Here is a 12,051-nt window from a genome sequence, read left to right as displayed (position 1 = left end):
TGCACTCAGCCGATGTCACCGCAGGCAGGCGACCCCGCGTCGAGGCTCGCCGGAAAGGAAACGATGCCCGCCGTCAGCCCGGATTCCGAGCCGGCCCGGTCGACTGCGGGCCCCGCCCTGGACAGCACCGCCGACCACGTGCACTCGCCGGAGCGAGCCGCGCACCCGGTGCCGCTGCGGGACCAGCGCGTCCTGGTCGAGGCAGGGGAGCTGCTGCGGGCGCTGGCAGCGCCGGTGCGCATCGCGATCGTCCTGCAGTTGCGGGAGGCGGAGCGCTGCGTGCACGAGCTGGTCGATGCGCTCGGCGTCGCCCAGCCGCTGATCAGCCAGCACCTGCGGGTGCTGAAGTCCGCCGGGGTCGTCCACGGCGAGCGGCACGGCCGGGAGGTCGTCTACCGGCTCGTGGACGAGCACCTGGCGCATATCGTGGTGGATGCCGCCGCGCACGCGGAGGAGATCTCCGGCACCCGGTCGCGCGGTCCGGCGTCACGTTCCATCGCAACCCGACAGGAGACGGAGACAGCGTGACCACCGGCGAGGGTCCCACGGTCGGCGTACCGGGACTGCGGGCCACCAAGCAGCGAGCGGCCGTGTCGAACCTGCTGGACCAGGTCAACGATTTCCGCTCCGCCCAGGAACTGCACGAGGCGCTGCGGCGGCAGGGCGAGGGCATCGGCCTGACCACGGTCTACCGCACGCTGCAAACCCTGGTCGACGCGGGAGAGGTGGACGTGCTGCGCACCCCGTCCGGCGAGGCGGTGTACCGGCGGTGCTCAAGCCACCACCACCATCACCTGGTGTGCCGGCACTGCAGCCGGACCGTGGAGGTGGCCGACCCGCCGGTGGAGAACTGGGCCGAGCGGATCGGCCAGGAACACGGCTTCTCCGAAGTAAGCCACACGGTGGAGATCATCGGCACCTGCCCGGACTGCACCGCCCGAGGCTTCTGATACTGGCGGCGATTTTGCGCCGGACGTGGCCTGGTCAGTACTCGTAGGTGTCCTGCGGGATTGGGATCGGGCGGATCAGCACCGTTTCCAGCGTCGGGACGTAGTCGTTGGCTTCCGTGGCCGTTCCCGGTCGCAGCTTGCCCGTCACCTCGATCCAGGTGTCCGCCGGGAGCTCCGCCGCTTGCGCGGCGGCCGCGAGGTCGACCTTCACCGGGGCCGCGTCCGCGGCGCAGCAGCTGATGCGCATCCTCGCGAGCTGCGTCGTCCCCGGTGTCGGATGCACCACGAAGCCCTGGAGGCGCACTGCCCGGCCGTTCAGCGCACCGCTGTCGTCCCAGATGACGCGGGTGACGAACTCCGACATGCTCAGCAGCGGCGCCTGCTCGGGCGGCAGGTTCGGGAACAGGGATTCCTTCGGCGCCGCCGGCGCCACCATCCGGTCGCGGGTCACCGAGTCGGAGCCGAGGGCGGGCGGGGCGATCAGAAAGATCGCGAACACCGGCAGCAGCAGCATCCATGGACTGCGCGAGTTGTGCTCGTGCCGTTCGGGCCCGCCGGCCCGGATGTCGCGGACGATCGCGAACGCCGACAGCGCGACCATGACCACCCCCGCGACGACCAGCCACGGGAACAGCGCCGGCTTGACGTAGCGGAGATAGCTGCCGCCCAAGGCGATCTTGAGCAGCGCGCCGCCCAGCAGGAACAGCAGCAGGTTCTGCGTTTCCCGGCGCATCACGCACCTCCCAGCAGCAGAGCGCCGACGGCGACGGCGCAGCCGACGGCGACGACGAACGTGGCGGGTGCGAACCGGGCGGCGAAGCGGCGGCCGAAGGCACCGGACTGCAGCGCGATCAGCTTGAGGTCCACGGCCGGCCCGACGACCAGGAACGCCAGCTTCGGGATCAGCGGCAGGCCCGGCATCGAAGCCACTACGAACGCGTCGGCCTCGCTGCACAGCGCGAGGACCACCGCGAGCACCGCCATGACCAGCACACCCAGCACCAGCTGACCACCGAGCGACTCCAGCCAGGCCGCAGGCACCAAGACATTGAACACCGCGGACGTCAGGCCGCCGAGCACCAGGAATCCGCCCGCCTCGACCAGATCGTGCCGAGCGGACTCGGCGAACACCATCCACCGGCTGCCGGATCCGCAGTTCGCCTCGACCCGCTGCAACGCCCGCTCCGCGAGCCATTCCGCCTTGCCGAGCCGGGCCCAGAGCCAGCCCATCACGCACGCCGTCAGCAGTGACCCGAGGAATCGCGCCACCACCATCAGCGGCTCGTCCGGGAAGGCGACCGTGGTGGAGACCAGGACGACCGGGTTCACCGCCGGGGCGGCCAGCAGGAAGGCGAGCGCCGCGGCCGGTGCGACGCCCTGCTGTATCAGCCGTCGCGCCACCGGCACCGAAGCGCACTCACAGCCCGGCAACGCCACGCCCGCGACACCAGCCACCGGCACCGCGGCGGCGGGGTTCGCGGGCAGCAGCCGACGCAGCGCCTCCGGCGGGACGAACGCCGCGATCAACCCGCTGACCAGCACGCCGAGCACCAGGAACGGCATGGCTTGCACGCAGACGGCGACGAACACGGTCGAGCCGGTGCGGAGCGCAGGGACGTCGAGCAGTGCACTCAGCTGCTGCTGGAACACCGCCGCGACGACCAGCAGGCCGCAGAGCACCTCCAACGAGGTGATGCTGGGGCGCCGCGTGCGCGGCGGGTCGGCGATCTCGGTCACCGGATCATCGTGCCAGTTCGAACTCATAATCGTTCGCACTAGGGGGCGAAAACACCACCACGACTCCCGGTACCGACACCATCGCCCCTGCTCAAGCGGCGCGCTTGCCGCCGGACCGACACACCGGCGCATCCCCCGGTTCCGTGACGACCCGCAATTTCAATGGACATCGAAGATCAAGATCCGATTTCCATTGAAATTGCGGTCCCCCCGGCCTGGTGCCCGGGCCGTTAGTTGGTGGTGCCGTTCACGAAACGTGTCAAAACGTTCCGTGAGCAGATGACTTGCGCCACCTGCGTTGACCATCAGGAAGACTGGTGGCCTTCACGCTTCCTCGACCACTGCCAGCACGAACGCTGGTCTGACACGGTCTCCACGTGCGTTTGGCCTTGCGGCGGTTCCCACGCAACTCGCGGTACCTGACGTGTTTCACCTGCCGGCGCAGGAAAACCGCTGACCGGACTTGGCTTTCGCTCGGTCAGCAAGCAATACACCACACCACGCTCTGTCACACATTGACACAGGCTCCAGAACTGTCAGAAACCCTAGGATTCGGTCAGCAGCTCGGTGCGCAGTTGAGACGCCGTCGCGACCACCAGCATCAGCAGGGTGCCCAGGGGCGTCGCCGCCATCCCATCCGCCGGGAAGGCGTAGCGCAGTGTCACGTCCATGCCGCGCTCGGTGCGGACCACTCCGAGCGTGCCGAACAGACCCTGCCCCGCGCGCTCCGCGACCGACTGCGCGAGCTCGTCGGTGGGCGGCAGGTCCCAGGCGACCACGCAGGTCAGGCTCAGCACCGTCAGCCCCTCGGCGAGCTGCATCGCCTGCACGGCGCACGGGACGTCAGAGTGCCGGAAGGTGAGCGCGCCGTCGTCGTCGACGTGCACGTCGTGGTAGTTCTCCAGCGCTTCCTTCGCCGCGGTCAACAACCGCGCGGTGGCGGCGGCTTCCTGGATCATCAATTGCCCTCCCGAGCGGCATCGGCGGGCGCACCGGCCGCCGCCCTGTCGATGGCCCCGCCGAACCGCCGGTCCCTGCGCGCGTACGCCTCGCACGCGCTCCACAGGTGCCGGCGGTCCACGTCGGGGAACAGCGTGTCCTGGAAGACGAGCTCCGCGTAGGCGGCCTGCCAGAGCATGAAGTTCGAGGTCCGTTGCTCGCCGGACGGCCGGATGAACAGGTCCACGTCCGGCATCTCCGGCTGGTACAGGTACCGGGCGAGGGTGCGCTCGTCCACCCGCTCCGGGTTGATCTTGCCCGCCGCCGCCAACCTGGCGATCTCACGCGCGGCATCGCCGATCTCGGCCCGGCCGCCGTAGTTGACGCACATGGTCAGGTTCATGACCTCGTTGTGCTGCGTGCGGACCTCAGCGGCCTGCAGCTCGTTCACCACGCTGCGCCACAGCCGTGGCTTGCGGCCCGCCCAGCGCACCCGCACGCCCATCTCGTCGAGTTCGTCGACGCGTCGCCGGATCACGTCGCGGTTGAACCCCATCAGGAACCGGACCTCGTCCGGGCTGCGCTTCCAGTTCTCGGTGGAGAAGGCGTACAGCGACAGCCACTTGACGCCGATCTCGATCGCGCCCCTGGCCAGCTCCAGCACGACCGCCTCGCCGCGTTTGTGCCCCTCGATGCGCGGCAGCCCGCGCTCGTTGGCCCAGCGGCCGTTGCCGTCCATCACGATGGCGACGTGCTTGGGCACGAATTCCGGCGGCAACGCCGGCGGCTTCGCGCCGGAGGCGTGCGGTTCCGGCGTCCGCACGGTCGGGTCGTCCTTGCCCCGCCCACGGCGTCGCAACATAACTGGGTTCTCCTTCGGACTGCTGGGCGTGCGTGCTTATTGTCCTCGCCCCGATCGGTCATCGGTTCAGCGCCCGTCCTCGGCGGCGGCGACCAGCGTGGCATCGGCCGCGCGCTCCTGGATCAGCTCCGGCACCGTCCGCTCGACCAGCGGCAACGACCGCAACTGCCGTTCCATGTGCCACTGCAGGTGCGCCGCGATCAAGCCGCTGGCCTCCCTGCGGACCGAGTTCGAGGCAGTCTCCGCAGACGGCCAGTCACCGTGCAGCAGGCATTCCATCAGCGGCAAGGTTTGCACCGAGGGCCGCACCGAACCGGCCGGCCGGCACCGGACGCACACCGCGCCGCCGGCCTGCACGTTGAACGCGGCGTGCGGGCCCGCTTCACCGCAGCGCGCGCACTCGGCGAGCGCCGGCGCCCAGCCCGCGAAGGACATCGCGCGGAGCAAGAAGGCGTCCAGCACCTGCGAAGAATCGCGTTCCCGCCCGGCGAGCGCGCGCAGCGCGCCGATGGCGAGCAGGTAGAGCCGCAGCACCGGCTCGCCTTCTTCGGCGGCCAGCCGGTCGGTGGTCTCCAGCACCGCGCAAGCCGCGGTGTAGCGCTGGTATTCATCGACGATGTGCACGCCGAACGCGTCCACGGTCTGCACCTGGGTGATCACGTCGAGCGTGCGACCGGTGTAGAGCTGCACGTCGATGTGGCAGAACGGCTCGACCCGCGCGCCGAAGCGCGACGTCGTCCGGCGCACGCCTTTGGCAACAGCCCTGACTTTCCCGTACCGCCGGGTGAGCAGGGTTATGATCCGGTCTGCCTCGCCCAGCTTCTGCACCCGCAGCACGACCGCGGTATCCCGGTAGAGGCTCACCTCCCCATCGTCGCACCTTCGTGCGGGTTCCCCGCCGCGAAGGCGGCGATTCGAGGGATCCGGCTCGCGTCCTGGAACGTCCCAGGTGTGCGCCGCCAATCGCTGAGAGGAAGAGATGACCTACCCGCACGACCCGCAGAACCCGTACCAGCAGCAGGTACCGATCGTCGTCGGGCCGGGTTATCCGATGATGCCGCGCAACAACGGCATGGCCATCGCCTCGATGTGCGTTTCGCTGGCGGCGATCTTCACCTGCTACGGCGCGATCCTCATCGGGCCGGTCGGTGCGATCCTGGGCCACGTCTCGATGCGCGAGATCAATCGGAATCCGCAGGCCTACACGAACCGCGCCATGGCGCTGACGGGCATCATCGTCGGGTGGGTCGTGCCCGCGCTCTGGGTGCTGTTCATCACGTTCATGATCCTGGCCGCGACCGGTGTCCTCGGCAGCGGCCTGCAGAGCTCGTTCAACGACTAAACGTAGAGCGCTGTGAACGGCGGGAACGGCAGGTTCCTGATCACCGCCCAGACGGCGATCAGGACCAGCCCCGCCATCGGGGACCAGCGCCACTGCTCCCAGGTCGGGATGCGCCGCCCCTGCCAGCGGCCCAGCACCCAGGCGCCCCAGGTCCACAGGAAGAACGGGATGAACGCGATCAGCGCCGCGTTGTAGTGCAGCGCCGACTGCACGTCGCCGTGCAGCAGGCTGTAGAACATGCGCGTCGCGCCGCAGCCCGGGCAGTCGAGCCCGGTCAGCCACTTGACCGGGCACGGCGGCAGCGGGAAACCCGCGTCGGACGTCGGGTCGGCGGCCAGCACGACACCGGCCGCCGCACAGCCGACGAGCACCGTCGCCGCCGGGAGCAGCATGGTGCGCAGCCGCGTCGCGGTCATTGCGTCGTTGCTACCAGGCTGCCGATGAGGACGGCGTAGACGATGAAGAAGACGACGTAGGCGAGGATCAGCAGCCCGTAGGCGCTGGCGCCCACGATGATGCCGATCTTGCCCCACTTCTTGGCCTCGGCCGCGGCGAACTGAGCCTGGTCGAACTGGCCCTGGGCCCACAACGAGTTGACCGCCAGCGACTTGATCAGCGACGGGATCCCGAAGGGCCAGCACACGAGGATGCCGCCGATGGCCCACCCCAGGTTGTTGTTCACCGGCACCGGGGTGTATCCGAACTGCGCCGCGTAGGGGCCCGGCCCCGGCTGAGGAGGGGGCGGTGGCGGTAACGGCTGCTGCGCCGGCAGGCCGGCGGGGTCGGACGGTTCGGTCATGGCCTCACCAGGGGACTCGAGCATGCCGTTGCGGCCAGCGCTCGGCTGGCCGCAACCACACGACTTTGATCAGTAGGAGGACGAGCTCACCGAAGCGGCGATGATGATGCCGAAGATCACGTAGAGCAGGATGATCAGGACCCACCAGGCGGCACCTGCGATGATCCCGATCTTGCCCCACTTCTTGGCGTCGTCCGCGGCCGCCTGAGCCTGCGCGTACTGGCCCTGGGCCCACAGGTTTTGCACCGAGGTGGCCTTGATCAGGGACGGGATCGCGAAGGGCCAGCACAGGAAGATCGAACCGATGCCCCAGCCGATGTTGTTGTTCGGTGGGGCACCACCCATTCCGGGCTGCGGCGCATAGGGGTTCGCCTGACCGTACGGGTCGGGCTGGCCGTAGGGCTGCTGCGGCATCGGGCCCGACGGCGGACCGTATCCGCCTGGCTGCTGGCCGTACGGCTGCTGCGGGTTGGGCTCCGAGGGCGGGCCGCCATAGGGATTAGTCACGATTTTTCCTTTTAGTGGTCAACAAAAGAAGCCGATGTGTCCTTGCCGTGCGCAAAGACCGGCCAGCAACGTACCTGAGACGCACACGCATTTCGGCGGGTTCCCGGGAATCCGCCGCGAAGTTGTGATCAGAACCCCAGTTTGCGCAGCTGCTTCGGGTCGCGTTGCCAATCTTTGGCGACTTTCACGTGAAGATCAAGGTAGATCTTGGTGCCCAGCAGCGCCTGGATGTGCTTGCGCGCCTGGGTGCCGACGGCGCGCAGCCGCTCCCCGCCGCGGCCGATGACGATCGACTTCTGGCTGGAGCGCTCGACGTAGAGCACCGCGTGCACGTCGATCAGGTCGTCGCGGTCTTCGCGGGGGATCATCTCCTCGATGGTCACGGCCAGCGAGTGCGGCAGTTCGTCGCGCACCCCCTCCAGCGCCGCCTCCCGGATCAGCTCGGCGATGAGCGTCGTCTCCGGTTCGTCGGTCAGCTCGCCGTCCGGGTAGAGCTGCGGGCCCTCCGGCAGCTGTCCGACCAGCAGATCGGCCAGCACGTCGACCTGGAAGGAGTCCACTGCGGACACCGGCACCAGTTCGGCGAACTCCATCACCTGCTGCAGGTCTAGCAGCTGCTGCGCCACCTGGTCCTTGCCGACCAGGTCCGTCTTGGTGACGATGCCCAGTACCGGGGTGCGGCGGGACACCTTCTTCAGCTGCTCGGCGATGAACCGGTCCCCCGGGCCCACCTTCTGGTCGGCGGGCACGCAGAATCCCACCACGTCCACTTCGGACCACGTCTCGTAAACCAGGTCGTTGAGCCGCCGCCCAAGCAGCGTGCGCGGCCGGTGCAGGCCGGGGGTGTCCACGATGATCAGCTGCGCGTCGGGGCGGTGCACGATGCCGCGGATGGCGTGCCGGGTGGTCTGCGGCTTGCTCGAGGTGATCGCCACCTTGGAGCCGACCAGGCGGTTCGTCAGCGTCGACTTCCCCGCGTTGGGGCGGCCGACGAAGCAGGCGAATCCGGAGCGGTGCACATCTGCGGAGCTGGTCACCGCACCATTGTGACCGGCCCGCCCTGGCCCCAGCACAGCGGGCGTGCGACCCGGGCGCCTCAGAGCCTGTTGGTGAATGGTCTGGGTGGGTGGTCGCTTAGCGGAACCTGAGAGACATCCCTGGACTGCGGGTGCCCCTCCTGACGTATGCCCAATACACGGCGGAGGGGCCGTCCTCACCAGAAAACCTCTCAGAACCCGCCAACGGTCGTCTTGGCAAGGTGAACGCAAGCGGCTACGCCGCTTCCAAAGGCGCGGACGGCATCGCCGACAGGCTCTGAGGCCGGGGAGGCACCCGGTGCCGCAATTTCAATGGAAATCAGAGGTCCGATTTCCATTGAAATTGCGGAAGTTGTCCACAGCCTTCGGCGTGTCGGGGGACGACACGCCGAAAGTTCGCAACTTCCATTGAAATTGCGCCCAGGATCGGCGCTCCGACGACCCGGGACTGGGTTACGCCTGGAGAACGCCTGCGACGGTGCCCGTGGCGTCCGCGCGGAGGATCGTCGCCGTGCTGGTGAGGTCGCGGACCGCAGCCGCGGAGTCGGCGTCGACGGAGTCGGCGTCGGTGACGACCGCAGCCGCCTCCAGCCCCTCGGCGCCGCTGGCGACCGCCGCCGCCACCGCCGCCTGCAGGGCCGTCAGCCGCAGGGACGGGAGGGCCACCGTGCACGCCGCGTAGGTCCGGCCGTCGGTGTCGCGCACCGCTGCTCCCTCGGCCGCTCCGGTGCGGGCCCGGGACGACCGCGCGAGCGTGACGATCTTGGCGTCCTCCGGGTCGATCTCCTGCGGGGCCACCGGTTCGACGTACTCAGCCACGGGCGTTGCTTCCTTCCTGGTCGGCACCGCGCAGCGGTGCTTGATCTGCGTTCACCGGGCGGACGAGCAGCGCGTTGATGCGAATCCGCCCGCGGTGGTCCTTGCCGCCCTCGGCGCGCAGCCGCAGCCCGGCGATCTCGGTCTCCGCCCCGGGCAGTGGCACCCGGCCGAGGCGCTGCGCCAGCAGCCCGCCGACCGTCTCCACGTCGGAGTCGTCGAGCTCCACGCCGAACAGCTCGCCGAGGTCTTCGACCGGCAGCCGCGAGCTGACCCGGACGGTGCCGTCGTCGAGCCACTCGATGGGGCGGTGCTCCTCCAGGTCGGACTCGTCGGTGATCTCGCCGACGATCTCCTCGATGATGTCCTCGATGGTCAGCAGCCCGGCGGTACCGCCGTACTCGTCGACCGCGATGGCCAGGTGGCTGCGGGACAGCTGCATCTCACCGAGCAGCTCGTCCAACCGCTTGGTGTCCGGCACGAAGCTCGCCGGGCGCATCAGCTCCGCCACCGCCGGACCGGCCTCGTCGCGAGCATCCAGCACGGCGCGGGTCAGGTCTTTGAGGGTCACCACGCCGACGATGTCGTCGACGCTCTCGCCGATCACCGGGACGCGGGAGAACCCGGAGCGCAAGCACAGCGCCAGCGCCTGCCGGGCGGACTTGGTCTGCTCGATCCAGATGATCTCGGTGCGCGGCACCATCACCTCGCGGGCGAGGGTGTCGCCGAGCTCGAAGACCGAGTGGATCATCTCCCGCTCGCCCGCGGCCACCACGCCGCGCTCGCCGGCGAGGTCGACCAGCTCACGCAGCTCCACCTCGGTGGAGAACGGGCCTTCCCGGAAGCCCTTGCCGGGGGTGATCATGTTCCCGATCAGGATCAGCAGCCTGGTCAGCGGGTTGAGCAGCCTGGCCAGCACCCGCACGGGCGCCGCCACCTTGAGCCCGATGCCGTAGGGATGCTGCCGGCCGAGGGTGCGCGGGCCGACGCCGACCAGCACGTAGGACGCCACCAGCATGATCAGCCCGGCGATCACCACCGCCCAGGCCTCGGAGTTGGCCATCCGGATGGCGACCACGGTGACCAGCACCGTTGCGCCCATCTCGCACGCCAGCCGCAGCAACAGCAGCAGGTTGACGTGCCGGGGCCGGTCCGCGAGCAGCTGCGCGAGCTGCTTGGCGCCGCCGCGCCCCTCGCGGACCAGCTCGTCGACGCGGGCCCGGGAAGCCACGGCGATGGCGGACTCGGAGGCCGCGAAGACCCCGGCCGCCAGCACCAGCAGCACCGCGATGATCAGGAACGCAGTGGAACTGGTCGAGGCCACCGCCGACTCCCCTAGTTGGTGGCGGCCGGGCCGCCCTGCGGCGGCTCCGGCTCGTCCAGCCCGACGGCACCCAGCACCCTGGCGTCCGCACTACGCTGCGCGGCCGCCCGCTCGGCCTCGCCGCGGGCTTCGCGGTATTCGGCCAGGATGCGGTTCTGCAGGCCGAACATCTCCCGCTCCTCCTCCGGCTCGGCGTGGTCGTAGCCGAGCAGGTGGAGCACGCCGTGCACGGTGAGCAGGTGCAACTCGTCCAGCAGGCTGTGCCCGGCCTTGCGGGCCTGGTCCTTGGCGAACGCCGGGCAGAGCACGATGTCGCCCAGCAGCGCCGGCCCGGAGCCGGCGGAGTCGGGGCGGCGGGCCGAGTCGTACTCGTCCATCGGGAACGACATCACGTCGGTGGGACCGGGCAGGTCCATCCACCGCTCGTGCAGGTCGGCCATCACGTCGAGCTCCACCAGCACGATGGACAGCTCGGCGAGCTGGCTGACGCTCATCTTGTCCAGGGCGAAGCGGGCGACCGAGACGATGGTCGCCTCGGGCACTGCGACGCCGGATTCGTTGGCGATCTCGATGCTCATGCGCGTCCCCGTCGATGCCCGTTTCGCCGATCCGACCGGTCGTGGTGGTCGGCGTCCTCCAGCGCGTGCCAGCGGTCGTAGGCGTTGACGATGTCGGTGACCAGCCGGTGCCGCACCACGTCGTGGCTGTCCAGCAGGGCGAAGTGCACGTCGTCGACGCCGTCCAGAATCTGCTGCACGATCTTCAGGCCGCTGCGCTGCCCGCCGGGCAGGTCGATCTGCGTGACGTCCCCGGTCACCACGATCTTGGAGCCGAAGCCCAGCCGGGTCAGAAACATCTTCATCTGCTCGGGCGTGGTGTTCTGCGCCTCGTCGAGGATGATGAACGCGTCATTAAGAGTACGGCCACGCATGTAGGCCAGCGGCGCGATCTCGATCGTGCCCGCCTGCGTCAGCCGTGGCACCGACTCCGGGTCGACCATGTCGTGCAGCGCGTCGTACAGCGGCCGCAGGTAGGGGTCGATCTTCTCGTAGAGGGTTCCCGGCAGGAACCCGAGCCGCTCACCCGCCTCGACTGCGGGGCGGGTGAGGATGATCCGGTTGACCTGCTTGGCCTGCAGTGCCTGCACCGCCTTGGCCATCGCCAGGTACGTCTTGCCGGTACCGGCGGGGCCGATGCCGAATACCACGGTGTGGTCGTCGATGGCGTCGACGTAGCGCTTCTGGTTGAGGGTCTTGGGACGGATCGTCCGGCCGCGCCGGGACACGATGTCGAGGCTGAGCACATCGGCCGGCGACTCGTTGTGGTCCGACGAGAGCATCCCGACGCTGCGGCGGACAATGTCGGGCGTGAGCGGGCTGCCCTTGGCGATCAGCGCGATCAGCTCGGCGAACACCCGTTCGGCGAACGCGACCTCCGCGGGATCCCCGGACAGCGTCACCTCGTTGCCCCGGACATGGACATCGGCGGTGAGCAGATCCTCCACGACCCGGAGGTTCTCGTCCCTGGATCCGACCAGCGTCAGCACGACGTCGTCGGGAACGGTCACCTTCGACTGCGCTGTTGCCTGCTGCGCTGCGGTCTGGGAGTGCTCTCCGGACTGGGCGGCAGCTCCACCCGCTGCAATACCGGCCACGTGTGTTCGGGCCTGCTTTCTGCGCATTCGCGCGGGTCGTTCGGTCAGTTCTCCCTGGCGTCGATGGTAGTCCACCCGGCAATC

At 69.3% G+C, this 12,051-nt stretch carries 16 protein-coding genes; 3 read left to right on the top strand and 13 right to left on the bottom strand.

All coding sequences use genetic code 11. The features are described from left to right. Positions 1 to 63: 63 nt before the first annotated feature. The gene (locus ACRXBZ_RS28095; protein WP_433881640.1) at positions 64 to 528 is read left to right on the top strand and encodes an ArsR/SmtB family transcription factor; all 465 of its coding nucleotides are present in this window, start codon (positions 64 to 66) and stop codon (positions 526 to 528) included. Continuing rightward, positions 525 to 950, top strand: coding sequence for a Fur family transcriptional regulator (locus ACRXBZ_RS28090; RefSeq protein WP_168587073.1), 426 nt, complete (start codon positions 525 to 527; stop codon positions 948 to 950). The genes ACRXBZ_RS28095 and ACRXBZ_RS28090 overlap by 4 nt, the downstream gene beginning before the upstream one ends. Positions 951 to 984: 34 nt before the next feature. On the opposite strand, the gene ACRXBZ_RS28085 is transcribed toward ACRXBZ_RS28090, so the two are convergent. The 5 genes from ACRXBZ_RS28085 to recO all read right to left on the bottom strand — a co-directional run bounded on the left by ACRXBZ_RS28085 (position 985) and on the right by recO (position 5,352). Then, positions 985 to 1,683 (bottom strand): TIGR03943 family putative permease subunit, encoded by a 699-nt coding sequence (locus ACRXBZ_RS28085; RefSeq protein WP_433881639.1) that lies wholly within the window; start codon positions 1,681 to 1,683, stop codon positions 985 to 987. After that, a complete protein-coding gene (locus ACRXBZ_RS28080; protein ID WP_433881638.1) occupies positions 1,683 to 2,714 on the bottom strand; it encodes a permease in 1,032 nt (343 codons plus the stop codon). Before ACRXBZ_RS28080 ends, ACRXBZ_RS28085 begins: the two co-directional genes overlap by 1 nt. A gap of 518 nt (positions 2,715 to 3,232) precedes the next feature. Beyond that, a complete protein-coding gene (locus tag ACRXBZ_RS28075; protein WP_433881637.1) occupies positions 3,233 to 3,646 on the bottom strand; it encodes a hypothetical protein in 414 nt (137 codons plus the stop codon). After that, positions 3,646 to 4,488 (bottom strand): isoprenyl transferase, encoded by an 843-nt coding sequence (locus ACRXBZ_RS28070; RefSeq protein ID WP_433881636.1) that lies wholly within the window; start codon positions 4,486 to 4,488, stop codon positions 3,646 to 3,648. The genes ACRXBZ_RS28075 and ACRXBZ_RS28070 overlap by 1 nt, the downstream gene beginning before the upstream one ends. Positions 4,489 to 4,554: 66 nt before the next feature. Beyond that, a complete protein-coding gene (recO, locus tag ACRXBZ_RS28065; protein WP_433881635.1) occupies positions 4,555 to 5,352 on the bottom strand; it encodes a DNA repair protein RecO in 798 nt (265 codons plus the stop codon). 115 nt (positions 5,353 to 5,467) lie between these two features. Here recO and ACRXBZ_RS28060 point away from each other — a divergent pair, with 115 nt between their 5' ends. Beyond that, positions 5,468 to 5,830 (top strand): DUF4190 domain-containing protein, encoded by a 363-nt coding sequence (locus ACRXBZ_RS28060; RefSeq protein WP_010695661.1) that lies wholly within the window; start codon positions 5,468 to 5,470, stop codon positions 5,828 to 5,830. On the opposite strand, the gene ACRXBZ_RS28055 is transcribed toward ACRXBZ_RS28060, so the two are convergent. The 8 genes from ACRXBZ_RS28055 to ACRXBZ_RS28020 form a co-directional block, all read right to left on the bottom strand. Further along, complete coding sequence (locus ACRXBZ_RS28055; RefSeq protein WP_433881634.1) at positions 5,827 to 6,246, bottom strand: DUF2752 domain-containing protein; 420 nt, start codon at positions 6,244 to 6,246, stop codon at positions 5,827 to 5,829. The genes ACRXBZ_RS28060 and ACRXBZ_RS28055 overlap by 4 nt on opposite strands. Beyond that, positions 6,243 to 6,629, bottom strand: a complete 387-nt coding sequence (locus ACRXBZ_RS28050; protein WP_433881633.1) for a CD225/dispanin family protein — start codon at positions 6,627 to 6,629, stop codon at positions 6,243 to 6,245. The genes ACRXBZ_RS28055 and ACRXBZ_RS28050 overlap by 4 nt, the downstream gene beginning before the upstream one ends. Before the next feature lie 69 nt (positions 6,630 to 6,698). Continuing rightward, complete coding sequence (locus ACRXBZ_RS28045) at positions 6,699 to 7,136, bottom strand: CD225/dispanin family protein (RefSeq protein WP_168587065.1); 438 nt, start codon at positions 7,134 to 7,136, stop codon at positions 6,699 to 6,701. A gap of 128 nt (positions 7,137 to 7,264) precedes the next feature. After that, positions 7,265 to 8,173, bottom strand: a complete 909-nt coding sequence (era, locus tag ACRXBZ_RS28040) for a GTPase Era (protein WP_168587064.1) — start codon at positions 8,171 to 8,173, stop codon at positions 7,265 to 7,267. 453 nt (positions 8,174 to 8,626) lie between these two features. Beyond that, entirely contained in the window at positions 8,627 to 8,992 is a 366-nt protein-coding gene (locus tag ACRXBZ_RS28035; protein WP_433881632.1) for a cytidine deaminase, read from the bottom strand. Then, on the bottom strand, positions 8,985 to 10,313 hold the full coding sequence (locus ACRXBZ_RS28030; protein ID WP_168587062.1) for a hemolysin family protein: 1,329 nt from the start codon (positions 10,311 to 10,313) through the stop codon (positions 8,985 to 8,987). The genes ACRXBZ_RS28035 and ACRXBZ_RS28030 overlap by 8 nt, the downstream gene beginning before the upstream one ends. Positions 10,314 to 10,324: 11 nt before the next feature. Beyond that, positions 10,325 to 10,891 carry an rRNA maturation RNase YbeY gene (gene ybeY, locus ACRXBZ_RS28025; RefSeq protein ID WP_168587061.1) on the bottom strand — a complete coding sequence of 189 codons (567 nt, stop codon included), beginning with the start codon at positions 10,889 to 10,891 and terminating at the stop codon, positions 10,325 to 10,327. Next, a complete protein-coding gene (locus tag ACRXBZ_RS28020) occupies positions 10,888 to 11,994 on the bottom strand; it encodes a PhoH family protein (RefSeq protein WP_433881631.1) in 1,107 nt (368 codons plus the stop codon). The genes ybeY and ACRXBZ_RS28020 overlap by 4 nt, the downstream gene beginning before the upstream one ends. Between the last annotated feature and the right edge of the window lie 57 nt (positions 11,995 to 12,051).

The sequence above is a fragment of the Saccharopolyspora hattusasensis genome (assembly GCF_050972075.1).
Taxonomy (GTDB): domain Bacteria; phylum Actinomycetota; class Actinomycetes; order Mycobacteriales; family Pseudonocardiaceae; genus Saccharopolyspora; species Saccharopolyspora hattusasensis.
Note: the sequence above shows the minus strand (reverse complement) of the source record. Positions and strands in the feature narration are given on the sequence as shown.